The organism is Cupriavidus sp. C1SS-2L (assembly GCF_057073735.1).
Map to the genome: position 1 here is coordinate 1,154,527 of NZ_CP172709.1, position 22,343 is coordinate 1,176,869.

Genomic DNA, 22,343 nt, shown 5'->3' on the forward strand with positions numbered 1-22,343 from the left:
CCTCTTCGTCGAATGACTCACAGAACATTCGATCGTCGCGATTCGCTGTGTAACGGATGGCCATCATATAGCACCATTTCGGCCCGGGAGCGCCAGCGCGAACACACTCGCGGGGAGACTCGAATGCCGCGACGTGTATGTACATGCCTCGATACTCCTGGCACAGCCAATTCATTCGTGCTCGCACGGCGGACGCTCGTCAGTCAGCCTCCTAAGGCTTAGGCTGCTAAGATCATCTTTGCAACAGCACATACCATCACCAGTAATGATGTGGAGTAGGCGAACACACTAAGCCAATGGAGCATTCTGCTCGGTATTTCGCTTCGTCGTTGTCGCCAATCAAAGAGCTGCGAGAGGACAAATAGGATAAAACTGGAAGAGTAAACTGCCAACACACGCTTCCCCTCGTAAACGAATCGCTTTTCTCTACATTTAGCGGTTCAGCTACCCCCGATGGGGAATGGCTGAATAGAAAAGAAGCGAACTCTCGCAGATGCTGACTGGCACGTGGATTCGCACGCTTTGCATTGTGGCTTGCGGCAATCTACGCGTCGGTAATTAGGGCGCAGCGAGAAGATCAAGGAGGCGGCATTGAGGACAGTCGCCCCGTAGAGGCGGACGTTTCAACGCGGGTAGCATGGCTACTTGAAGATCCTGCTGAAACAGTTATACGGAGCTTTCCCATCGTAGTCAATGAGACTTTATCGCTCGAATCTGTAAGCGGTCTAGCCGCTCGAGAGCGCCATGACCTGCGGAGCGGTTGCCATGACCTACGCAGATCATGCACAGGGCTGGCGCGGAGCGACGCTTCGCACCAGGTTGGATATCGCTCCACGGTCACGCCCGGTACGGTTGCCCAGCGATGCGGGCTCACGGGGATACTGCCAAAACAGCCGTTCCGCGCGTCGCTCGGTAACCGCGCCTGGTACCAGAGCTAAGACTTCAGGTTGGCGTCTATTCGATCGTGGCCGTTCCACGTCAGGCGCCATGCCATATTTGGGGTTTTCTCCGCCAGTCCATGGTCCTGTAGGAGCAGGAGATGGTGGGCTAGCCTCGAAGGGTCGACATTGCCAAGAGCCTTGCCAAGCTGAACATCAGTCATAGAGGCTTGGATCTCGGCTCGTAGCGCCAGGAGGATTCTGTCCAGCAAAGACTTGTCTCGTTGCATCTCGCACCTCGGATCTTATTGGGTTGCGCCAAGTATTGTTGCTGCGTGGATTGAAGTCCTATGTGGAGCCAGGGGTTGTGCTCTCACTCGTACCTGGACCAACAAAAAAATGGTTCTATTCCGAGGTGGCACCAACAGTGATCGCCATTTCGACACGCAGAAAAGCCGCATTCGCTCAGAACTTGTGGCGATAGTTGATGCGCCCCTTTGTCAGATCGTATGGCGACATTTCGAGCGTAACACGATCCCCGGCAAGAATCCGTATGCGATTCCTCTTGAGCCGGCCAGACGAGTAAGCCCAGACCTCGAAGCCATTCTCCAGGGTGACGCGAAAGCGGTTATCCGGAAGGACTTCCGAAACCTTTCCGCCAAATTCCACCAGTTCTTCTTTTGCCACGGATGCTCCTTTCTGCTTTAGCGAGTGCCACGCGATAGCATGGGATGCCGATGCGGGAATGGTTGCAGGCGTAGGTGTGCCACTGCGCTTTCCCCTGCGCTACGGGCGGCTTGCCTGGCGTTGGCTTTCGTATGGTGCGTGGCATGCCGCATCGAAACATTGGCGACGATACGTTCGGCGCCGTCCTTGTACTCGGAGATCATGTAGTTCGCGAACCAGACGCCGGGCTCTTGTTGGATGGGGTAAACCGAAACGCTGAACGGAGTAATGCTGGGATGCAAATTGTTGCCTGTTCGGAAGGCGCTCGATCCTTGAGGGCGCGTGCAGTGTTCCCATGTTGGTGTGGTACACGTGCCTGGCGATCGGTTGCCATTGCAAAAGCCAGTGTCGCATCCTGCGTGCGATCGCAGGCGGAGAAACTGGTGTGGATTGACCGTGCTTGCGCGAGCCAGTACGCCTAGCACATGCGAGCTGGTTACGGAACGTGCTGCGGGTCGGAAATGATTGCGGCCGATGTTGCCGCGAAAGGTTCGGGTGGACGCCCGTGCTGCCGCTAATACTCTTCTAATGATGATGTCTGGCGGACGGCGCATTGTGGGCATCGACTGGTGTCGACGCAAAGATATGGTACCACTTGCGGAGATTTCCTGCCTGGAGGGTGCGTCCAAGGCCCGGCAGGTACGGCGGATCCGGGGCGACTCCATGGAGTAACAAATCCATCAAGTCTGATCGCCTTTCCAGATCATGCCTCGGTCAAAGGCAGCAGGATGTCGGCATACCAGGCGGAATTCAAGCCCAGGGCTTCGTCTAGTTCAAAGTCCCGCGAGCCCACGTCCAGTCTAGCTGAATGGGTGCCCAGCAGCATCCACGGCAGCGCGCGCGTGGATGCATCGGTCCTGGGCATGCGCATGACCACCGGTGCTCCGCTCGTGCCGCGATGCGTCCTTGCATCGGTCAGGAAGTAGCCATGCCCCTGAAAGCGCATGCCGAATGAGGATGAGATGATTGCCTGGCGCACAACGGGCAAATGATGAAGCGTGTCATGGAATCCCAGCGGGAAGCCGACGATCAGCACCGGTGTGCCTGCTTCGATGCGGTCGCGTGGCCGGTAAAGGTGGGCGGGTGTAAAGGCCCGGTAGACCATGCTCGGCGGCAGCGCGGCGTGGTCGAGTTCGATCACGGCCACGTCGATGCCGCCGCCGCCATCGAGGCCGTCACGCCAGACACTTTTGCCGTCGCGATACAGCGGAATCGAGAAGCCGATGGACGCTCCCATGTTGTCCGGATCGACATGCAGTTCGATCTCGATCCGGTCGGGGAAGTGCTTGGTCGGCTCATCGATCAGCACATGCCGGCTCGTGACAACGAACAGTCGCTGCCCTCTTTCGAAGAAAAAGCCAGTGGCGTTGGTCTTGGCTTGTGGCCCCTCGAATGTGGCAACGCGCGTGACGGCCAGCAGGATCGATTCGATCATGATTCGGTGGTACTCCCTGCTTGCTCAACAACATGGTTGGAAGGCGTCGGGGTTCAGTGCTTGCCAATTCGATCGCCGTTCTTGCATGAAACAATCGTGCTGGTGTCGGCACTCGTCCACTACAGACTTGCGTAGTCCCCGCCTGCCTCTTCGCTCAATACCTGGGACCAGCCTTGTGGACCGCTGTCCTTTGCTTCGCGGTAGCGCCAGATCACACCGCAGTCGGAGCAACGGAATGTGCTGATAGTGACCGTGGCAGCTCGAGGGAGCTTACTTCGCCGTGTATCGATGATATGCAACGCCAGATGTCCGGAGGCCTTGGAGGCGTCGCGCGCCACTGCAAGACAGTTTGCGCAGAGCAACATACCGATCTCTTGAGCTGGAGGGATGCCACTGTAGCATGCATCGCTGAACAATCCGGCACCCTTTCGCGGACGTCTTCAGCGCCTTGGCTTTTGGCGGCCCTGGCAAGTACGTTTCGATTGCCGCGAGATCTTCATTGACCGCGATGCGGCATGCCTGTATAAGAATTAGTGCAGGATCTTCAAGCGTAACCTCGAAGCGTTAGGTACACGCCCCGGCGGCGCCACTTTCTCTCCATGTTTCCTCCTTGATCGTCATGCCTCGCTGCCCACATTTTCAGATCGGCGAGAATTCTTAAGGAGTCCTTACGTGGAAACCGGTACAGTAAAGTGGTTTAATGATTCAAAGGGTTTTGGCTTCATTACGCCTGATGCAGGCGGAAACGATCTGTTCGCCCATTTCTCCGAAATTCAGGGGAACGGGTTCAAGTCGCTCCAGGAAGGCCAGAAAGTGCGCTATGTGGCTGGTGTAGGCCAGAAGGGTCCGGCTGCGACCAAGATTGAACCGATCTAAGTCGACCGCCCAAGGTACGCAAGAAGCCCCGTTGGGAAAGCCGGCGGGGCTTTTCCTTTATGGGTTCACCGTGATGGGTACGGAAGGAGTAGCGTCGGGAACTGGTCTTGAAGTCGTAGACTCCCCCGAGACTCCACGATCGCCATCTGGCGCAAGCACGACATTCGACCACATCGGCTCGATACCCACATGGTGTCCGACGATCCCGACTTTGAGGCCATAGTCGCGGATGGCATCGGCCTGTACTGAACTCGCCGGCGCATGCGGTGTGTTCTGAGTGGATGAGAAGACCGCGATTCAGGGGCTCGATCGGTCCAATCCAACGCGGAGCATCCGGTGCGATTCTTCTGGTTCAGTGGACTAGCAGTCGTTTTGTTGCTGCTCCTCTCGGATGCTTCGGCGGATCTTTCGCAAGGCACGGAGGGCGTGGGGATCATTCGGTTGTTCCATCGTGACGTCAACAGATCTCGCATGATCAGCCAGGGATGCGCACACCGCGTCGCGGAATCGGCCTTCGCCAGAGTCTCCCTTGCTTCTGGCTTCGTGATCGCGCATTGTCTTCCGCTCCAATGCGCGATCGGCCAGGAAGCTCGCTTCATCTTTACGCACGTGCTCGCTCTTTCCAAGGACCGATACGCTGCCTTGGGGAGAGCTATCAAAGATACCGTAGCCATCTGGGCATGCCGCATCTTCGGTGTAAAGTGTCCTGCCACTGCCTTCGCAACGTATTGCATGTGCGGAGGACGCCGTTGCCAGCATCATGCCAAGGAGTGTTGCTCTGATAGTTCTCATGTTAATTCTCGTTGGCGTAGGAATGTGCTTGGCGTGTCAGAGCCGGCGGTGTTGCTGGAATCAACATATGACATCCGAAGATGCGGCATACCCTCTCGATGGCTTAAGGCCGGTGACTGTAGCATGCAGGCAGTCTGTTGGTGGGCCGCATAACGGCTGAACGATTCCATCAAACTGGTGCATCGACCGGTTGAATCCGCAGCTGCGGTAGGCGCCTTCGTCTGGCTTTCCCTTAAATCTTCGAGCGAAGCCGATATTTCGCGCAGAAAAGGGGCGCTGACGGACAACTGAGGGCTCCTCGAGCGTTTGCGAATCGCTATCTGGCGTGGCGACCCAATGTCCTTCGTGAGTGATCAAACGGGCCAATCGAAAAATGGTCGCATGAGGTCGGCCGGTTCTGCCTGCGTACGCCGGCCAAGCGAACGACTGCAGGAGTACCGGCGGGCTCGCAATTCAGGTGTCAGGCACGTTCGATCATGCGCAATACGGCGGCGGCAAGGGGACCATTGGAATCCCCCAGCAAATCTACCGCATCGAAATGATGCCCGCGTTCCTGCGCTACAACCTGTACGTCAAAACCGCATTCAGTCAACAGTGCCTGATATTCGCGCTGGAGTCGGTGGTACTCCGGAGATTCATCCCCGCCAACGGTCAGGATCATTGGCAGTTTCACCATCGGCAGATGGTGGATCGGGCTGTAGTTGGCAACATCCGCCTCGTTCAACCCCACCACCCTGTTGAGATAGCACAGGCGGATGGGCTCCAGGTCATACAAGCCGCTGATGGCGCAGCCACCCTTGACGATATCGGCGGGCACGCCGAGCGTTTCCCAATCCGTTCCTGCCAGCATGGCGGTGAGATGGCCGCCGGCGGAGTGACCCGAGACAAAGATCCGGTTCGCGTCGCACCCAAGCTCCCCGGCGTTGCGATAGAGCCATGCCACGGCACCACGATTGTCGCCCACGATTTCGCCCATGCTGACATCAGGGGCGAGGCGGTAGTTCACCACAGCGACATTGATGTCGTGCCTCAGATAGGGCGCTGCGATGTAGCTGAAGTCCGATTTGTCCAGCGATTGCCAGTAGCCGCCGTGGATGAAGACCAGCAATGGACGGTCCTTCGTGTTGGCGGGAAAGAAGTCCAGGGCCTGCTTGATGTTGGGACCATAGGCGAGATTCTCCCTTACTGGATGGGCTCGACGAAATTCGGCGCTGGTTTTCTCCCACCCTCGAAAAATATCCTGGAAGCCGGGGATGCCGGCCCTGACGTTGTACTGCTGGTCCAGTCCTTCCTGATTGAAGTTTCGATACACTGACATTACATTTGGCTCCACACTGTTGGATCGATGTTTCGATTCATTAGATCGTTGCGACGCAAATTGGCGTCCGGCCAAAGATACTTGTCGGCGTAAGGTGCGGCGCGCCCCTGGGTGACAACGACTATCGCAAAGACGCCATGTTTGGAAAGAGTGAAAACCGGGATGACTACCAGGCGATAGACCGGCCGGTGGGCGGGATGGCGAGGAAGCTGAAGGATGGCTTTCATATCTCCGCACATTCTCATCCGCGCGGCCAACTCATCTACGCCTATGTGGGCGCAATCCTGGTTACAACGGACTTCGGTTCCTGGGTCGTGCCGCCGCAGCGCGCGGTATGGGTGCCGTGCAACGTCGAACATGCCATGCAGGCTTGCGGCGACGTCGAGATGCGCACCGTCTATATCCGTGCCGATGCCGTTCCCGCGGAACTGCGTGATTGTTGTGTCGTCGCTGTCCCGCCCTTGTTGAGGGAGCTGATTTCGGCGGTGGTTCGCATGCCCCTGGACTACGATCCAGGCAGCCGGGATGGCCTCGTGGTCGAGCTGCTCTTGCAGGACCTGCGACCGCTTTCCGTCGTTCCGCTGCACTTGCCGATGCCGAAGGATGCCCGGCTTAACAAGATCTGCGCGAAGATTCTCGACGATCCCTCTGACGAGACCTCCGTGGAGGCGTGGAGCCGCTCGGTGGGCGCAAGCGAGCGGACCATCATCCGCTTGTTCCCGGAGGAAACGGGCATGACGTACAGCCGCTGGAAGCAGCAGGCAAGGCTGATGGCGGCAGTGCGGCTGCTCGCCGAGGGATGCCATGTCACGGACATTGCCTTGCAGCTTGGATATGAAAGTCCAAGCGCCTTCAGCGCCATGTTCAGGCGAGCGCTGGGCATGACGCCTACCGAATATTTCAGGGACAGGGCCGGCGACTAGCATCGCGAGTAGTTTGGCGTCTTCTCGACATCAACTGGCGTCACCGCACGAATCGCATACCGCACCATGCGGCACAGTCAAGGTGTCGGCGGCCTGCCAGCACCGTGCGGGCTCCGTCGGCACTTTATCCAGTCGAGGAGTCAGTATGTCAGTGATGGATCGTATCCAGGCTGCCGGCATTGTCTTGCCCGCCGCCGAAATCCCGAAGGCACTCTATGTCCCCTACACGCAGCACCATGGTTTGCTGACGGTATCGGGGCAATTGCCTCTGCGGAACGGCAAGCCCTTGTTCGTCGGCACGGTGCCCGACGCAGTCGCCGTCGAGGCTGCACAGGAAGCGGCACGGCTGTGTCTGGCCAACTTGCTGGGTTGGGTCGCCGCGGCTGTGGAGGGCGACTTCGAACGTATCCGCGGCGTGGTCCGGGTTGGCGGCTACGTGGCGGTGAAACCTGGGTTCAATGACGCCCCCCTGGTGATCAACGCGGCGTCGGACCTTCTCAACCGGATCTTCGAAGAGCGGGGGCGTCATGCACGCCTGGCGATAGGCGTGGCGAGCCTTCCCTTCGGTGCGCCGGTGGAAATCGAAGCGACCTTTGCACTGGACGTGTAGTCGATGGACACCGCGACAAAAACCGGGTATGCGGACGTGCTGGTTGGGCTGCAGTACGGCGACGAGGGAAAGGCCCGGGTGGTTGACCACCTCGCTGCCGGGTATGACGTGATTGCACGCTTCAACGGCGGCGCGAACGCAGGGCACACCATTGCCACGTCTGAGGGCATCTTGCGGCTCCGTCAGGTACCTTCTGGCGTGCTGCACCCTCGGGTTTCCCTCTACATCGGCTCGGGCTGCGTGATCGGCTTGCGGCAACTGGCATCCGAAATGGAAATGTTGGCCGGGCAGGGAATCGACCTGGCGGGGCGCCTGACCATCAGTGACCGATGTCCGGTCGTGCAGCCAGCGCACTTCCTGTCTGATCGTCGGGATGGCGGGCGCATCGGCACCACCGGCAACGGTATCGGACCCTGTTACGCGGACTTGGCGGCCCGCATGCGGGGCGGCGAGCGATCTGCGTTTCAGCTTTGCGACCTCATGCGGGACGAGAGCAGGGTGTTCGAACAGATGATGCGGCTGGCAGCCCAACGCGATGACGAGGATATCGCGGTCCTCATTCAAGAGATGCGCCAGGCATGGCAGGTGGTGCGGCCCTTCGTAACCGATAATCCGGTTGCGCTGCTGGAGCGGGTTGAAGGCGGGGCGCGGGTTCTGTTCGAGGGCGCTCAGTCAGTCATGCTGGATGTTGTGCAGGGCGCCCAACCCTGGGTGACGTCCAGCCATACCCTGCCTTCCTACGCCTACGTGGGCGGTGACCTCCCATGCCGGTATCACCGCAAGACAATTGGCGTGGCCAAGGCCATGGTCTCCCGCGTTGGCAGCGGTCCCTTGCCGACCGAACTCGGCGCGGAGCGCTCAGAGGCATATTGCGCCGACGCGGGGCGCGAGGGGCGCGGCAGAGCTGATGAGGCGGCACGCTTTGATCCGCGGGCATTGCTCGCGCAAGGGGACGCCTTCTCCACCGGTATAGCGATCCGCATGCTGTCGAACGAATATGGCACCGGTACCGGCAGGCCGCGTCGGGTAGGTCTGCTCGACGTCGCTCAACTCCAGCTTGCCATACGGCAGTTTGGGGTCGACGAGGTCTACCTGAACAAGTGCGACAGCCTGGCGGTTTTTGCGCAGACTCGCGACCGGTGCATTCCGGTCGTTGTCGGCTCACGCGACGGCAATGCCATGCATGTGATGCGATTTCCGGCTTTCGATGAGAGCGTCATTCCGCGCGACGACGCAACGCCGCTTCCTCCGCAACTTGAAACCCTGCTCGAATGGTTGGCGGATGTCCTCGGCCGGCCACTACGCGGCATCGGATTGGGTCCGCAACGTGCGCAGATGCGGCTATTCAAGACTCAACCATGAACCCCATGAACATTGAGACACCATCCTACTTTCGTAGCGAAATGCGTCGCGCCGACCTGGCCTGGACCGACTGGGCTGCCGTCGAAGCCTTCCTCAGGGACGAACTGATCTGCAGGGTTGCGGTGCATGACGCACCGTTCCCCTACATCACTGCGCAGAGCTTCACTTTCACCGGCGACACGTTCCTGATCCACAGTTCGAGATTCGGCAAGCTCGCGTCGGCGATACGGGCGAATCCCCTTGTCACGATCGAAGTGGATCGGCCTATCGCGTTGCTGAAGGCGCCCAAGGGACAGAACACAAGCCTCGAGTACTACAGCGTCATCGCGCGATGCGAAGTGAAACTTCGGGAGAGCACGGACGAAGTGCGTGCCCACCAGAACCAGGCGCTGGAGAAGTTCAGACCCGAGAAGGACTATTCACCGATCGAGGATGGAGCAGCAAATCAGATCATTGCCTATCGATGCGAGATTCGTGAGCTGAGCGCGAAAAAGCGCATCCTTGCCGACGGCCAGTACTCGCCGCCGGGGCAGCCGAAAGCGCCGTACTTGCGCTATCCATTCCAGTCTGGCGCTACGCTGTCCGGCTTGCCGCCGGAGGCATTCGATCCTCACAAGTTCGCAGCAAGGTAACTCCCGAGATCCGACGATACGAGAGGTGCTCCGGCACCTCTTTTTTTCGTTCGTCGAGAGAGTTCCTTGGCACCTGCGAGACAGAGCTTGGCGTTCCTGCGCGGGCCTCGACTACGTCTCCACGCGACAGTAGCAGGCGATACGCATCGATGCATATCGCGCTGCCAGCAGCGCCCCTCCCGAGGGTCCTGGCATCAAAACTACTGGAGACAAGATGAAACACACCCCACTCGAGCTGATGCGCGTGCGCACCGGCGACCGGCTGGAACGGCTACCCGTATGCGGTTACCACCGATTCCTGTTTGCCGTTATTGCACTGGCCTTCTTCTTCGACAATCTCGACCTGGCCATGATGACCTATCTCCTGGGATCGATCCGCTCGGAATTCGGATTGACTCCCGCACAGGCCGGCATGCTCGGCAGCGCTAGCTTCGTCGGCATGGCTGTCGGTGCGCTCGGCTCCGGGGTACTGGCGGACAGGTTCGGCCGGAAGCCGGTTTTCCAGGTCAGCATGATCATCTGGGGCGTTGGCAGCTACCTCTGCTCCACCGCGCACAGTCCGACGGAACTTGGCGCGTATCGGGTCTTGCTTGGCCTGGGCATGGGCATGGAACTTCCTTTGGCCCAGACGCTGATGTCGGAATTCATTCCGGCGCGCCAGCGCGGCAAGTACCTGGCACTGATGGATGGAAACTGGCCGATTGCCTTCATTTGCGCGGGCATGATGTCGTACTACGTGTTGAGCGCATATAGCTGGCGCACGATGTTCCTGCTCGGCGCGGTACCGGCGCTCTTCCTCCTTGTCATCCGCCGCTACGTGCCGGAGTCCCCTCGCTGGCTGGAATCGCGAGGCCGGCATGCGGAGGCGGCCGACATCGTCGAGCGGATCGAGCAATCGGTGATGCGGCGGATGAAGCTGCATGCGTTGCCCGAAGTCACTCCCATGGTTGCCGCGCCGGAGCCGGCTGCATCGGGCCTTCGCGTGCTCTGGTCCCGCGAGTACCGCAGTCGGACGTTGACGGTATGGGGTCTGTGGTTCTTTGCCCTGCTGGGGTTCTATGGTCTGAACACCTGGATTGGCGCATTGTTGCAGCAGTCCGGGGTGGGGGTGACCAAATCGGTCTTGTATACGGTCTATATTTCCATCGGGGGCATTCCGGGGTTCCTCTGGGCCGCCTGGGCAGTGGAGCGCTGGGGACGCAAGCCTGCCTGCGTCGCGACGCTGGTGGGCGGTGCCTGCATGGTGTTCATCTACGGCAGGGTGGCCGGTTCCCATTCTGAAGCCTTGGTGCTGTTCCTTTCAGGCGGCATGATGCAGTTTTTCATGTTCGGCATGTGGGCGGTGCTCTATACCTACACGCCTGAGCTCTACCCCACGCGCGCACGCGCCTCTGGTTGCGGAATGGCATCGACGGTCGGCCGGGTGGGTTCGTTGCTCGGCCCGGCGCTGGTGGGCCTGATACTGCCTGTCGCCGGGCAAGCTGGCGTGTTCTGCCTTGGCGCGTTGTGCTTCCTTGCGGCGGCGGGGATCGTGTGCCGGTTCGGCATCGAGACCCGGGGACGAGCGCTGGAGACCATTGCTGACTGATCCAGGCGGGCCCTCTTCAGGTTGAGCGAAGCGAGCAGGCCGTCATCAAGGTCTTGAATGATGCCGTGCTCACCAGGGAGGGCAACACTTATCGCGTCGCAGTGGCGATCGTGGCCGACGGTCCGCAGTAAAGGGCAGGGTCAACGAGTGATCTTCGTGAGCGGCCAAGCGCTGACGGCGCCCGCGTTTTCCCCGCGCAAGGGGACGCCAACGCGATGGTGTACGCCTTTCGGCCGCAACTGGCGCAATTCACACGGGATCGCAGCCGGCTCTAGCGCGGCAGCGTGCCATCCTAAAGCGCCGCCGCGAACGGGCTAGAGGGGAGGGCGTACGGTCAGTCGTCGCGCCAGTGGTGCCATTCGCGGCGCTGCGCTTGCCATGCGTGCTCCTGGCGCTCGCGCCATTCATGTTCTTGATGCTCCCGCCATTCATGTTCGCGCCACGCGCGAGCGCGCCAGTCTTCGTAGTAGCCTGGTGAGAGCACGACAGGTTGGCGCTGGATTCGCCCGCCCAAGTTCATTGGTTTTGGGTCCGAGCATGGCCGCGGTGCCCTACGGGTCCGCAACGCTGCGTTTAACCGAAACGAGGTATTTCTATGCCGCGCGCTCCGCAGCATACTGACCGAGGGCATGGCAGGCTGCCGGTACGAGCTTCGGCGGGCCTGAAAACGCAAAGACCGTATCAGACACTGACAAGAAATTCGCTGTATCTCGAAGTCAAGCATGGCAATAGGGGCTATCCCGGAATGGCTCCAACAGTCGTATTTTTCAACGGGGGGTGAATGATGTTTGTCGGCTTCCAGGCAGTTCCCGGCGCAATCGTGCCGTACGCTTATGACTGGTCGATGATCGGTCTGTCGTTCCTAGTCTCCGTATGTGGCGCCTATGTGGGTCTGCGCTGGCCGCAGCGCATTCGCAAGGGCGACGGTCGGCTTGATGTCGACCGCCTGCTTTGCGCGTGCGTGGCGTTGGGAGGCGGTGCGGTCTGGTCCATGCACTTTATCGGCATGGTTGCCTACCAGACGCCGACCCGTCGCGAATTCGACATGCTGCTGACCATCGCTTCGCTGCTGGCGGTGCTCGTGCTCGTGGGGGCGGGGCTGGTTATCGCCTCACGGCCTTTCGGGGGGCGTACGGACAATATTGTCAAAGGAGGCGTGCTGACAGGGCTCGGCGTGGTGGCCATGCACTACACCGGCATGGCCGCGATTCACTCCAACTCGCGCTACGATTGGGATATTGGCATCATTGCGTTGTCGCTGCTGATCGCCGTGGTGGTATCGGTCATAGCACTATGGCTAGCCACGACCGTCAAAACCGCCGGTAAGCAGTTCGCAGCGGCCATGGCCATGGGTCTTGCGGTTTGCGGCATGCATTACACGGGCATGGCTGCCGGTACCATGATCTGCACCAGCCCAAGCTACTCACCGAGCCTGTTCGCCATCGAAGGCGGCAGCATCGGCTATGCGGTTTTCGTGCTGACCATGGTCACGCTACTGATCATCCTCCTGATCGAAGCGACCCGAGCTGGCATCGATGCGGCCGCGACGTCGACTTCCGGTTCGCGACCTCGATAACAAGAGTTCGTTCTTTGCAAGCACAAGCCCTCGCAGCACTGCGAGGGAAAGGCGTCGCGTCGTCACCCCACATCAAAGGCGTCCGTCTTAGTTGTTGCGAACAGCTCGTCGACCAGGGTGCGTAACGCGCGGTTGAATGCAGGATGCGCGAGGAGATCCTCGCGCAAGGCGACCCATTGCTTGTGCAACGCAGGCGAGTCGGCGAGATTACCGATCCATGCGTTCGCCATCTCGGTGAATCGTTGACGCCAAGGGTGGTCCGGCATCGTACACACTTCCTGCAGGGCCTCATCAGTGAGGCGATCTCACTCAGGTTGGTCGATACCAAGAAGTGAACCGCCTTGCGGATATTGCTGTAGATCGTCCGTGATCCGCGGCACGACAGGTATTACCGTCTGCCGGGCGGCGAGAAATAACCCCAGCGTCCAAGCGATGGATGCCGAGTACAAGCGCTGCATTAGCCGAGGCGTCTCAGCCGGTGCCAGTCCCGAGCAGGGGAAGAAGTCAGAGGCCGATGTGAAAGCGTTCTTTAGCCGGGCAATGGGGTTGTAGCGATGGTGCGCTGAGTCCGCGGCAGCGGCCGGTTCGCTGGCGGCTGACGTGCCAGGAGAGAAGCCCGTTACACCATCATTTCGCCGACGCTGCCGGGCTCGACCGTGCTGGGCACGAGATGGGTTTCGATCACGGGTGACTTCGCCATCTTCGGCACCGGATAGTCGGGGAAATTGCTCCGGCCTTGCTGGCGTACAGCGCCGCGGTCAGCCTGAATAAAATCCCGCTTTCCTTCTGCTGCTTCTTGTAGCACCGATGCTCTACTGTCCGAAGACGGTGACGGATCCTCAGACTATTCTCGTGGGATCCTCCTGCTCGAACGCCCGCATCAACGCCCCAATCTTCATTCAAGTATCGCACGCGTGGCCTCCCGGGGCGACTACTGCGCTTGCGTGATCAGGGGGTGGCGTCTGATATCGGTTGTGGGATTCGGAATGCTTGCCCTAATCGGAGCAGTTGGCGTCGGAATAGCAGTCGGACTAAGTCGCAATCTCTAAAGTGCTTTAAGGTGCGCGCTGGAATGTGAGCATCCCGTCGACCGTCCGACGAGGCAAGGTCGGCCGTTCTACAACGCATGCAGCTTAATCCTTGATCCAGCCCAAATCCGTGAATGCTTCATCACCTACCTTATTAACATGGGCAGTGCGGTAGAAGGTAACCGCCGAGGCTTGTAATCCGTCGCTTTTCGCAATGCTGTGCGGCGCAACATTTGATCGTCGCGGTCTTCGTCATCCAAGGAGTATGTGATGCAATCCATTGTACTTGCGGCCGATGGGTCAACGTACAGCGATGCAGCGGCGCAATGTTTGGCTGCCGGGAAATTACTGAAGGGGCCATTGCTCGTACACCTCGTCCACTGCATGCCCGACGTGTCGGGGGAGGTGAAGTCCTACATCAGCGCCGCTGACCTTGCAGCATGGCACTCGGACGAGAGTGGCCGGACGTTGCGGTCTGCCGCTGAGATCCTGAGCGCAGCGGGTGTTCCGTTCGAACAGCACGCGCTGACGGGTTTTGCACCAGAGCGCATTGTCGCGTTAGCACGTTCGGTCAATGCAGCAGCGATTGTGATGGGCACTCACGGCCGTGGCGCATTCCTGGATGCAATTGTTGGTTCCGTAGCGGGCCGCGTCATTGCTCACGCCCCGTGCCCCGTCATTTTGGTGAAGGCTGGCACTACCAGTAGCTAAAGACTGGGAATGCATGACCTCCGGTAATGAGGTCAGTTCTGCTATGTCCAACGATCGCAGCCCGCTCTTTCGCGTGCGCGGCGTCTATAAGACGTATCGAACCGGCGAGGTGATCGTCCACGCGCTGAACGGTGTGGACCTCGACCTTTATGACCGGGAGTTTGTCGTCCTATTGGGAGCATCGGGAAGCGGAAAATCGACGTTGCTGCATATACTGGGCGGACTGGACCGCCCGACGTCCGGGACCATCCAATACCGGGACCATGACCTGGCAAACGCCAATGAGGCCGGTCTTACCGTCTACCGCCGCGAGCACGTTGGTTTTGTATTTCAGTTCTACAATCTGATCCCGAGCTTGACGGCCCTGGAAAACGTCGCACTGGTGGCCGATATCGCCGAGCACCCCATGAATCCGCTCGATGCCCTTGAGTTGGTAGGGCTATCGGCGCGCAAGGACCACTTTCCAGCGCAACTCTCCGGCGGAGAACAGCAGCGCATCGCCATTGCCCGTGCCGTCGTCAAGCAGCCGGACATTCTTCTTTGTGACGAGCCAACCGGAGCGCTGGACTACAGCACGGGGAGGCTTGTACTTGAGGTTCTTCAGCGCGTGAATACGGAGCAGGGTGCAATCACTGCCGTTATCACGCATAACACAGCCATAGCTGCAATGGCTGACCGCGTGCTACACATCAGCAGTGGTCGCATCACAGAAATTGAGCAGCACGCGACGCGAGCAACTCCATCGGAGCTGCGATGGTAGCCGCGCGCTTAACCATGCTATCGCGTGAGTTGTGGCGGCTTCGCGCCCAGGTTACTGCCGCGGCGCTGGTCGTCGCATGCGGCATAGCCGTGCTGGTCGCGATGAATGGGGCATGGCGCTCTCTTGCATCTTCCAAAGACCGTTACTACGAGATGCAGCGCTTTGCCGACGTGTTTGCCAATGTGAAACGTGCGCCGGTTTCCCTCGAAAGACCCATTCGCGCTATCCCGGGCGTGCGGGAAGTCCTCATGCGCATCGTCCATGACGTTACTGCGGATGTACCGGGCACCCGTGAGCCGGCCACGCTTCGCCTCATCTCCCTGCCAGCCGCTGGCAAGGTCGGCATCAATGGGCTATGGGTTTCACGAGGCCGACTTCCAGACTCATCCCGTGACGACGAAGTCGTCCTTAGTGTCGCCTTCGCAGATGCCAATGGACTGGATGTCGGGGGGCACGTGACAGCCATACTCAATGGTCATGCCCGCCGGTTGACGATCACTGGCCTCGGAATGTCACCCGAGTACGTTTATGAGGTAGGGCAGGGCATGGTGTTTCCGGACAATCGCCGGTTCGGCGTCATGTGGATGGGGCACGCCGAAATGGAATCCGCCTTCGATATGGAGGGGGGCTTCAATGATCTGGCCATCCTGCTTGACGCCGAGGCCCGCCCCCAGGAGGTCGTCACAAGGCTGGACCGGATACTTCTCCGTTACGGCTGCCTCGGAGCGTATGAACGAACGCTGCAACAGTCGAATCGATTTCTTAGCGATGAACTCGACGAGATCCGCGTGATCGCCAACTACGTCCCAGCCCTATTCCTGGCGGTGGCGGCTTTCCTGCTGTATACGTTGCTGAGTCGCCTCGTGACCTTGCAGCGGGCAGAGGTTGGTTTGCTGAAGGCGTTTGGCTACAGCACCGGGACCGTGGCTCTCCAGTATGTGTATTTTGGCCTGGCGACGGTATTGCTTGGGGTGCTGCTCGGCGTGCCTGGCGGGCTGTATCTGGAGAAACTGCTGGTCGACCTATACCGCCAGTATTTCCACTTCCCCGCGCTGAACGCCGAGGTCTCCCCCGGGATCGTGGTCGGCGCTGTCATGGCGAGTGTGTGTGCGGCCTCCGTGGGCAGTGCATCGGCCGCCCTGCGCGCAGGGCGCTTGTCGCCAGTTGAAGCGATGCGCCCTGAGTTACCGCTCGGCTTCCGGGCGAGCTTTCTCGACCGTGCAGGCCTCCTGGCGGTGCTGCCCATTCCCCTGCGGCTAATTTTGCGCAATCTGGCTCGTAGGCCGGGCAAGGCCTTGATGTCCATTACCGCCATCGCGCTGGCCGTGGGGTTGACCATCGTCGGACGGTTCGGACTCGACGGCGTCAACACCATTCTCAACCTCCAGTTCGGCCGCGTTCAGCATGAAGACGTGACGTTGATCTTCAACGAGCCGCGCCCCCTGCGGGTCGTCCATGACTTGGCCCAGATGCCGGGCGTCCTGCGAGTCGAGCCATTTCGGGTTGTGCCGGTATGGTTGCGCCACGCTAATCGCTCCAAACGCACCGAGATCACAGGTCTGGAAGCCAGGGGCGAGTTACATGAGATTGCGGGCTACACCTCCGGACGTCATCCAGTTGCTTCGGACGGGCTTGTACTCTCGGCAAGACTGGCAGCGGAGCTGGGCTTATCGGTGGGCGAGCGTGTTGAAGTTGAAGTGCTCGAGGGCCGCCGCAACAGTCTGGTCATGCGGGTAGCGGATGTCGTCGATGACCTGCTGGGCGCCGCTGCCTACATGGACCACAAGGCATCGTCCCGCTTGCTGGGCGAAGCGCCGGCAATCAGTGGGGCGTACCTCCGTGTCGACGCCGACAAGGCACAATTGCTGTACCAAAGGCTCAAGGGCCTGCCGGTCGTGAGTTCCGTGATCATACGCTCCGCTGTAATCGCCAGCATCCGCAGAACGCTTGATCGGACGTTCGTCGTCTTCAGTCTGGTGCTGGCGGCGTTCGCCACGGTGATCGTGGCTGGGGTCGTCTACAACAACTTTCGCATTGCGCTGTCCGAGCGCGGGAATGAACTGGCAAGTCTGCGGGTACTCGGATTTTCCCAGCAAGAGGTTGCGGGGATTCTGCTCGGCGAGCAGCTCTTTCTGACGGTCTTGTCCTTGCCGGTCGGCATTGCGTTGGGCTATGGCTTGTGCGCCTTGCTCGTCCCCATGTTCGACCGCGAAGCCTTCCGCATCCCGCTCCACCTGAGCAGGCAAACACTGGCCCAGGCATTGCTGCCGGCCATCGGCGCCGCGGCCGTGGCGGCACTGCTTGTCCAGCAGCGGCTGCGACGGCTGGACCTGATCGCAGTGCTGAAAACCAGAGAGTAAGGCGATGCGGTGGTCAAGAGTCAAGACGTTCCTGATGGCGGGTGCTGCCATGATTGCGGCAGGCCTTGGCTATCTGCTGATGCCAGAGCCGGTGGAAGTGGAGGTGGTCAAGCCGTCTGTTGGTGCGATGGCAGTCATCACAACCGAGGAGGGAGAGACCCGCAGCAGGGAACGCTACGTTGTTGCCGCACCTGTCGCAGGAAGGCTAATGCGGATCAGCTTGCGGGAGGGCGACTGGGTGCATGAAGGGGAAGTGGTGGCAGAACTCGCGCCCCTGCCGCTCACCGCCCAGGAACGCGAAGAAGCCCAAGCACGGGTGGCTGCGGCGCGTGCGGCATACCGTGAGGCGCAAGAGCGCGTCCGGCATGCCGCCGAAGACCACGCTCAGGCGCAGCGCGAACTGCAGCGTGTCGAGAGGCTGGTGCGGGAGCGCTTCCTGTCTCCCCAGGCAGGGGAGCAGGCCGCCAACGCCACCATTACCGCCGGCAATGATCTCGCCGCGGCGCGCGCCCGCGCCAGCACCGCCTTGCAGGAGGTCCGCGTGGCAGAAGCCGGCCTGCTGGCCATCGAGGAGCACAAACGGGGGCGCTGGCCGGTCGTGTCGGTTCATGCACCGTTCACCGGAGCCGTATTATCCATTCCGGAGCGCAGCGAGCGGGTTGTCGCTGCGGGCGAGCCCTTGCTGACGATCGGCAATCCACACGACTTGGAGATCGTGGTCGAACTACTGTCAACGGAAGCAGTCAAGGTGCGGCCGCAGATGCCGGCGCGCCTGGAAGGATGGGGCGGCGAGCAAGCGGTACAAGGCAAGGTTCGGCTCGTGGAGCCCCATGCGTTCACCAAGGTATCCGCACTGGGCATAGAAGAAAAGCGGACCCGGGTGATTATCGACGTTATTGATCCACCCTCTGGGCTGGGCGACGGATTTCGCGTCATAGCGAGCGTTGTGCTGTGGCAGACCGATCACGCGACAAAGTTGCCCGCGAGTTCGCTGTACCGTTGCGGCGGTGCCCAATGGTGTGTGTTTCGGCTTGAGGGCGACCGGGTGCGCAGGACGGAGGTCAGGATTGGTCACCGGAATTCGGATGAGGTGGAACTGCTTTCTCCCTTGACCGGCGGCGTACAAGTAGTTCGATATCCGCAAAGCAGCCTTCAGGATGGCCAGCGGGTAAAGCTGCGTACCGACCCCTAGTCCATTGTGTCAGTCGAAATGCACCCCGAATCGACTGCGCCCCTAGGTTACATGCCATGTCGCCGATGTTCGCAACGGCCGCGCCGTTGCCGCGGATTGCGCTTTTGTACGGTGCCGGAGGTGCAGCTTCCCGGTGCGGTTACTCTGGCGCCGTCTGCGAATGAAGGCTGGTGGTCTCCCAAGGTTGCCGCCGCCGGCCCAGCTTGGTCAAGGTGTCGCGCAGGCGCTAATATTTGGCTTGTCGTCGAATCACAAGGCACTGTCAATGCAAAAGCAAGATGGATTGAGTCCTGACGCGGACGAAATGCCAGGGAGTCAGGCTGCGGCAAGACGAAGCACGCTCGTGAGCGTCGCGGTCAATGTCGGCCTGACACTCGCCCAGGTTGCCGCCGGAATCTTTGCTGGCTCCCAGGCACTGGTGGCCGACGCCATTCACTCCCTTTCGGATCTGGTTTCGGATTTCGTTGTCCTGTATGCCAGCCACCATAGCAAGAAAGCGCCAAGCGACTCCTATCATTATGGGCACCAGCGTTTCGAGACTGCTGCCTCGCTGATACTTGGACTTCTCTTGCTAGTTGTCGGCGTCGGCATGCTGTCAAACGCCGTACTCAAGCTTGAACATCCGGATTCAATCCAGCCAGTACGAATAGTCGGGCTTTGGGTCGCCCTGGGTGCGCTGGCAACCAAGGAATTGTTGTTTCGCTATATGCTCGCGATCGCCGAACGAGTCCGTTCGAGCATGCTGGTTGCAAATGCCTGGCACGCTCGGTCGGATGCAGCATCTTCGCTGGTGGTGGCGCTGGGGATCCTGGGCAATACCCTGGGTTACCACCTGCTGGATCCGATCGCGGCACTCGTGGTTGGCCTGATGGTGACAAGAATGGGCTGGCAGTTTTCCCGGAGTGCCTTGCGGGACCTGATGGATCGTGCGATCGACGCGGAGACGGTAACGGCGATTCGAAATGCCATGCTGGAAACGCCAGGCGTGCTCGGTGCGCACGATGTGCGGACCCGGAAGATGGGTGACATGATTCTCGTGGACGTCCACCTTGACATCAATGCAGCGGCGAGCGTGAGACAGGGGCATGACATTGCGCTTGAGGCGAGACGGCGAGTGATGAGCCGCAAAGATGTCCTCAACGTCATGACGCACGTTGATCCGGTCGACGTGGCATGAAATCTTGTGGTCAACCGACCAAATGCACTTGGCGGAACTGGTATGAGGAATTGCGATTTTTTCTCACAGAGATAATCAGGTGCATTTTCTCTTTAGTGCTGACGCTGATGCCAGCCTTTGCCCCGCCGACACGGATGGTAATGTCACGGGACGCCTCATCAGCTATTTTGTATGGACGCATCTGGCTCAGGCGGGCTCGCACTATCTGGACAGGGATCTTGATGGGGCCTATTTCGGTCTTTATTTCGTTCTCCCTGTCCGATACGGGTAACCTGCCGGTCGAGCCAGGGGGGCGGTGCTACGGCTATGTCGCCAGGCGGTTCATGCGCGCTTCTGCATCGCTGGCGCACCAAGCAAATCGTCGATGCTGACTTGCAGGCCGTCTTGCCAGCCCGGAGCCGGGGAGCGTAGTTCAAGGGAAGAACCCGCGCCGCGTACAATCGCTTCGACGATAGCAAGGCCAAGTCCGCTGCCCTTGGCTGCGGTCGCTCCGCGCTCGAACGGCTTTGTCAGACGTTTAAGTTCATCGTGCGGCAGCACCGGTCCGTGATTCCTCACTGTGAGCGAACCGGTGGCCAATAGCGAAATCTCCACAGGTTGCCCATGTGAGCCGTGCTTCTGTGCATTCTCGACCAGATTGCGCACGACGATGGCAAATGCGTCCTGATCGATCCACGACGGAACAGGCTGGTCGGGCAGGTCAAGCTGGATCGGGTTCGCAGAGGCCACGCGTCGGAAATCCTCGATGACAAGTTCAAGCACCGGCCGGAGATCCTGCGGCGCATCGCCGAGCACGCGTCCATTTTCCGCCTTCGCGAGTTGCATCAGCCTTTCGCTGACCCGCGACAGGGTGTGCAAGGACCGTTCGACGTTCTGCACGCGCTCCCGCATGGCGGCGGAAGGCATTTCGTCCATGAGACGTTGCGTCTGTGCGAGGGCCGCGGCAATCGGCGTGCGCAACTCGTGTGCGCTGTTGGCGGTGAAGCTGCGCTCGGCGGCCAGCGCGCGATCCAGCCGGGCCATAAGGTCATTGACTGCGTCGGCAATCGGCGCGATTTCCGTCGGTAACTCCTTCTTTGCGAGCGGCGTCAGATCGTTCTGACCGCGCGCGGCAATGCTGCCGCAGAAGCGTCGGATTGGCCGCAGCCCGGTCCGGACAATCAGCCAGATTCCACACAGGCCCACCGGTAGAAACAGGATGAGGACCTTGGCGACCGCGAGCGCGGCTTCCATCACGGCATGCCGGCGCGTGGCGAGCGGTTCGGCGATCATCAGAGAGACCGTGCCCTGTAAGCCCGGCTCGGCGTAAATGCGGTGCGACGGCGTAGAAGTGAAGCCGGCCTTCAGGCCAGGCGGGAAGATGGCCAAAGTGGCGTCGTGCGATCGCAGCAGCAGTCTGCCCTTGTCGTCGCGGACCGCGTAGGTCAGCAATTCGTCGTGCGGGCGAACGGCTGCGATACGGCGGCTGCTATCCTCATCATCATCCGCATCCCGCCCGACGATGTCCATGATGGCGAGCGGCAACAGGCGCTGCGCGGTCTCCTGCAACGCACTGTCCGACATCCGATCGACCTCGCGACGCAGTACGTAGAAAGAAGCCGCCGTCGCGGCCAGCGACAGCACGGCGAGCCCTGCAACCAGCGCTGCCGCGAGTCGACCTTGCAGGCTGCGCAGCATGGTCAGTCCCGCTTGAGCCGATAGCCGAGCCCACGCAATGTCTCGATGACATCGGCACCAAGCTTCTTGCGTAGCCGGCTCATGTGTACCTCGATGGTGTTGCTGCCAATCTCCTCGTTGAAGGAATAAAGGCGATCCTCCAGCCGGCTCCTTGACACGATTATCCCCGGACGCTGAATCAGGGCTTCGAGAAGTGCCCATTCACTGGCCGTCAGGTCAACGTGCGCGTCCCCGCGCATCACGCTGCGCCCCGCCGTATCGATATGCAGTTCGCCGAGTGTGACCAGGGGATTGGGATTGCCCGAATATCGGCGTGACACCGCGCTCACCCGTGCGGAGAGCTCCGACAGGTCGAACGGCTTAACGAGATAGTCATCCGCGCCGGCGTTCAGGCCAGCGATGCGGTTCGATACCTGATCGAGCGCAGTCAAGATGATGACCGGCACGGTCGAACCACCCGAGCGAATCTCTCGCAGGAAATCGAGCCCCCTACCGTCGGGAAGCAGCAGATCGAGCAGGATCAGGTCGTAGTTAGCGGCCGCAAGGTGTCGGCGCGCATCGGCGATGCTGGCCACGAAGTCGGTCGGATGTCCGTCTTTCTCGATCTGGTCGCGGACAGCCTCCCCGAGCCAAGGTTCATCTTCGATGAGAAGGACTCTCATTAAGAGCTCCTTGATAGGTGTGTCGCGTGACTTTGGCACGCGAACCTGTCACCAACATGA

20 protein-coding genes and 1 pseudogene are annotated in these 22,343 nt (G+C 60.3%); 13 read left to right on the forward strand and 8 right to left on the reverse strand.

From position 1 onward, the window contains the following. Window positions 1–1,343: 1,343 nt before the first annotated feature. Entirely contained in the window at window positions 1,344–1,565 is a 222-nt protein-coding gene (gene infA, locus ACIGJG_RS22950; RefSeq protein WP_011301299.1) for a translation initiation factor IF-1, read from the reverse strand. 742 nt (window positions 1,566–2,307) lie between these two features. Continuing rightward, window positions 2,308–3,039, reverse strand: a complete 732-nt coding sequence (locus ACIGJG_RS22955) for a S1 family peptidase (RefSeq protein ID WP_011301297.1) — start codon at window positions 3,037–3,039, stop codon at window positions 2,308–2,310. A gap of 672 nt (window positions 3,040–3,711) precedes the next feature. Between ACIGJG_RS22955 and ACIGJG_RS22960 the strand changes: the two genes are divergently transcribed. Both ACIGJG_RS22960 and ACIGJG_RS22965 read left to right on the forward strand, forming a co-directional pair. After that, window positions 3,712–3,915: a cold-shock protein gene (locus tag ACIGJG_RS22960; RefSeq protein ID WP_010812830.1), complete on the forward strand. Its 204-nt coding sequence runs from the start codon at window positions 3,712–3,714 to the stop codon at window positions 3,913–3,915. A 144-nt stretch (window positions 3,916–4,059) separates the two neighbouring features. Next, window positions 4,060–4,267, forward strand: a pseudogene (locus tag ACIGJG_RS22965) (IS630 family transposase); the annotation flags it as partial. Between the two features lie 8 nt (window positions 4,268–4,275). On the opposite strand, the gene ACIGJG_RS22970 reads toward ACIGJG_RS22965, so the two are convergent. Both ACIGJG_RS22970 and ACIGJG_RS22975 read right to left on the reverse strand, forming a co-directional pair. Beyond that, window positions 4,276–4,707, reverse strand: a complete 432-nt coding sequence (locus tag ACIGJG_RS22970; protein ID WP_011301296.1) for a hypothetical protein — start codon at window positions 4,705–4,707, stop codon at window positions 4,276–4,278. Between the two features lie 460 nt (window positions 4,708–5,167). Then, window positions 5,168–6,025, reverse strand: coding sequence for an alpha/beta hydrolase (locus tag ACIGJG_RS22975; RefSeq protein ID WP_483673961.1), 858 nt, complete (start codon window positions 6,023–6,025; stop codon window positions 5,168–5,170). Between the two features lie 137 nt (window positions 6,026–6,162). On the opposite strand from ACIGJG_RS22975, the gene ACIGJG_RS22980 reads away from it, so the two are divergent. The 6 genes from ACIGJG_RS22980 to ACIGJG_RS23005 all read left to right on the forward strand — a co-directional run bounded on the left by ACIGJG_RS22980 (window position 6,163) and on the right by ACIGJG_RS23005 (window position 12,716). Continuing rightward, on the forward strand, window positions 6,163–6,948 hold the full coding sequence (locus ACIGJG_RS22980) for an AraC family transcriptional regulator (protein WP_041680302.1): 786 nt from the start codon (window positions 6,163–6,165) through the stop codon (window positions 6,946–6,948). Between the two features lie 145 nt (window positions 6,949–7,093). Beyond that, on the forward strand, window positions 7,094–7,558 hold the full coding sequence (locus ACIGJG_RS22985; protein WP_483673962.1) for a RidA family protein: 465 nt from the start codon (window positions 7,094–7,096) through the stop codon (window positions 7,556–7,558). Window positions 7,559–7,561: 3 nt separating this feature from the next. Continuing rightward, window positions 7,562–8,920 carry an adenylosuccinate synthetase gene (locus ACIGJG_RS22990; RefSeq protein WP_483673963.1) on the forward strand — a complete coding sequence of 453 codons (1,359 nt, stop codon included), beginning with the start codon at window positions 7,562–7,564 and terminating at the stop codon, window positions 8,918–8,920. A gap of 5 nt (window positions 8,921–8,925) precedes the next feature. Beyond that, window positions 8,926–9,552, forward strand: a complete 627-nt coding sequence (locus tag ACIGJG_RS22995; protein ID WP_182142185.1) for a pyridoxamine 5'-phosphate oxidase family protein — start codon at window positions 8,926–8,928, stop codon at window positions 9,550–9,552. Window positions 9,553–9,766: 214 nt separating this feature from the next. Further along, window positions 9,767–11,140, forward strand: a complete 1,374-nt coding sequence (locus ACIGJG_RS23000) for an MFS transporter (RefSeq protein ID WP_011301290.1) — start codon at window positions 9,767–9,769, stop codon at window positions 11,138–11,140. Window positions 11,141–11,924: 784 nt separating this feature from the next. After that, entirely contained in the window at window positions 11,925–12,716 is a 792-nt protein-coding gene (locus tag ACIGJG_RS23005) for an MHYT domain-containing protein (protein WP_483674033.1), read from the forward strand. Window positions 12,717–12,778: 62 nt separating this feature from the next. Here the strand turns inward: ACIGJG_RS23005 and ACIGJG_RS23010 are convergent, their stop codons facing one another. Together ACIGJG_RS23010 and ACIGJG_RS23015 are read right to left on the reverse strand one after the other, a co-directional pair. Further along, window positions 12,779–13,000, reverse strand: coding sequence for a hypothetical protein (locus ACIGJG_RS23010; protein WP_483674034.1), 222 nt, complete (start codon window positions 12,998–13,000; stop codon window positions 12,779–12,781). 335 nt (window positions 13,001–13,335) lie between these two features. Then, window positions 13,336–13,521, reverse strand: coding sequence for a hypothetical protein (locus tag ACIGJG_RS23015; protein WP_483674062.1), 186 nt, complete (start codon window positions 13,519–13,521; stop codon window positions 13,336–13,338). A 493-nt stretch (window positions 13,522–14,014) separates the two neighbouring features. Here ACIGJG_RS23015 and ACIGJG_RS23020 point away from each other — a divergent pair, with 493 nt between their 5' ends. The 5 genes from ACIGJG_RS23020 to ACIGJG_RS23040 all read left to right on the forward strand — a co-directional run bounded on the left by ACIGJG_RS23020 (window position 14,015) and on the right by ACIGJG_RS23040 (window position 19,944). Then, window positions 14,015–14,455, forward strand: coding sequence for a universal stress protein (locus tag ACIGJG_RS23020; RefSeq protein WP_041680300.1), 441 nt, complete (start codon window positions 14,015–14,017; stop codon window positions 14,453–14,455). A 43-nt stretch (window positions 14,456–14,498) separates the two neighbouring features. Beyond that, window positions 14,499–15,215 (forward strand): ABC transporter ATP-binding protein, encoded by a 717-nt coding sequence (locus ACIGJG_RS23025; RefSeq protein WP_483674035.1) that lies wholly within the window; start codon window positions 14,499–14,501, stop codon window positions 15,213–15,215. Continuing rightward, window positions 15,209–17,575, forward strand: coding sequence for an ABC transporter permease (locus ACIGJG_RS23030; protein ID WP_483673964.1), 2,367 nt, complete (start codon window positions 15,209–15,211; stop codon window positions 17,573–17,575). Before ACIGJG_RS23025 ends, ACIGJG_RS23030 begins: the two co-directional genes overlap by 7 nt. Window positions 17,576–17,624: 49 nt before the next feature. Then, window positions 17,625–18,767 carry an efflux RND transporter periplasmic adaptor subunit gene (locus ACIGJG_RS23035; RefSeq protein ID WP_166487104.1) on the forward strand — a complete coding sequence of 381 codons (1,143 nt, stop codon included), beginning with the start codon at window positions 17,625–17,627 and terminating at the stop codon, window positions 18,765–18,767. A gap of 265 nt (window positions 18,768–19,032) precedes the next feature. Continuing rightward, entirely contained in the window at window positions 19,033–19,944 is a 912-nt protein-coding gene (locus tag ACIGJG_RS23040) for a cation diffusion facilitator family transporter (RefSeq protein WP_011301283.1), read from the forward strand. A gap of 321 nt (window positions 19,945–20,265) precedes the next feature. Here ACIGJG_RS23040 and ACIGJG_RS23045 read toward each other — a convergent pair whose 3' ends face one another. Together ACIGJG_RS23045 and ACIGJG_RS23050 are read right to left on the reverse strand one after the other, a co-directional pair. Then, on the reverse strand, window positions 20,266–21,621 hold the full coding sequence (locus ACIGJG_RS23045) for a sensor histidine kinase (RefSeq protein WP_011301282.1): 1,356 nt from the start codon (window positions 21,619–21,621) through the stop codon (window positions 20,266–20,268). Window positions 21,622–21,623: 2 nt separating this feature from the next. Then, a complete protein-coding gene (locus ACIGJG_RS23050) occupies window positions 21,624–22,283 on the reverse strand; it encodes a response regulator (protein ID WP_483673965.1) in 660 nt (219 codons plus the stop codon). Window positions 22,284–22,343 lie beyond the last annotated feature (60 nt).

Excerpts from the sequence above, each read along its gene's own strand:
- ACIGJG_RS22995 (WP_182142185.1), top strand. The coding sequence starts at position 8,926 with ATGAACATTGAGACACCATCCTACTTTCGTAGCGAAATGCGTCGCGCC.
- ACIGJG_RS22985 (WP_483673962.1), top strand. The coding sequence starts at position 7,094 with ATGTCAGTGATGGATCGTATCCAGGCTGCCGGCATTGTCTTGCCCGCC.
- ACIGJG_RS23020 (WP_041680300.1), top strand. The coding sequence starts at position 14,015 with ATGCAATCCATTGTACTTGCGGCCGATGGGTCAACGTACAGCGATGCA.
- ACIGJG_RS23005 (WP_483674033.1), top strand. The coding sequence starts at position 11,925 with ATGTTTGTCGGCTTCCAGGCAGTTCCCGGCGCAATCGTGCCGTACGCT.
- ACIGJG_RS23030 (WP_483673964.1), top strand. The coding sequence starts at position 15,209 with ATGGTAGCCGCGCGCTTAACCATGCTATCGCGTGAGTTGTGGCGGCTT.
- ACIGJG_RS22980 (WP_041680302.1), top strand. The coding sequence starts at position 6,163 with ATGTTTGGAAAGAGTGAAAACCGGGATGACTACCAGGCGATAGACCGG.
- ACIGJG_RS23035 (WP_166487104.1), top strand. The coding sequence starts at position 17,625 with ATGATTGCGGCAGGCCTTGGCTATCTGCTGATGCCAGAGCCGGTGGAA.
- ACIGJG_RS23025 (WP_483674035.1), top strand. The coding sequence starts at position 14,499 with ATGTCCAACGATCGCAGCCCGCTCTTTCGCGTGCGCGGCGTCTATAAG.
- ACIGJG_RS23000 (WP_011301290.1), top strand. The coding sequence starts at position 9,767 with ATGAAACACACCCCACTCGAGCTGATGCGCGTGCGCACCGGCGACCGG.
- ACIGJG_RS23045 (WP_011301282.1), bottom strand. The coding sequence starts at position 21,621 with ATGCTGCGCAGCCTGCAAGGTCGACTCGCGGCAGCGCTGGTTGCAGGG.
- ACIGJG_RS22975 (WP_483673961.1), bottom strand. The coding sequence starts at position 6,025 with ATGTCAGTGTATCGAAACTTCAATCAGGAAGGACTGGACCAGCAGTAC.
- ACIGJG_RS23040 (WP_011301283.1), top strand. The coding sequence starts at position 19,033 with ATGCAAAAGCAAGATGGATTGAGTCCTGACGCGGACGAAATGCCAGGG.
- ACIGJG_RS23050 (WP_483673965.1), bottom strand. The coding sequence starts at position 22,283 with ATGAGAGTCCTTCTCATCGAAGATGAACCTTGGCTCGGGGAGGCTGTC.
- ACIGJG_RS22990 (WP_483673963.1), top strand. The coding sequence starts at position 7,562 with ATGGACACCGCGACAAAAACCGGGTATGCGGACGTGCTGGTTGGGCTG.
- ACIGJG_RS22955 (WP_011301297.1), bottom strand. The coding sequence starts at position 3,039 with ATGATCGAATCGATCCTGCTGGCCGTCACGCGCGTTGCCACATTCGAG.
- ACIGJG_RS22970 (WP_011301296.1), bottom strand. The coding sequence starts at position 4,707 with ATGAGAACTATCAGAGCAACACTCCTTGGCATGATGCTGGCAACGGCG.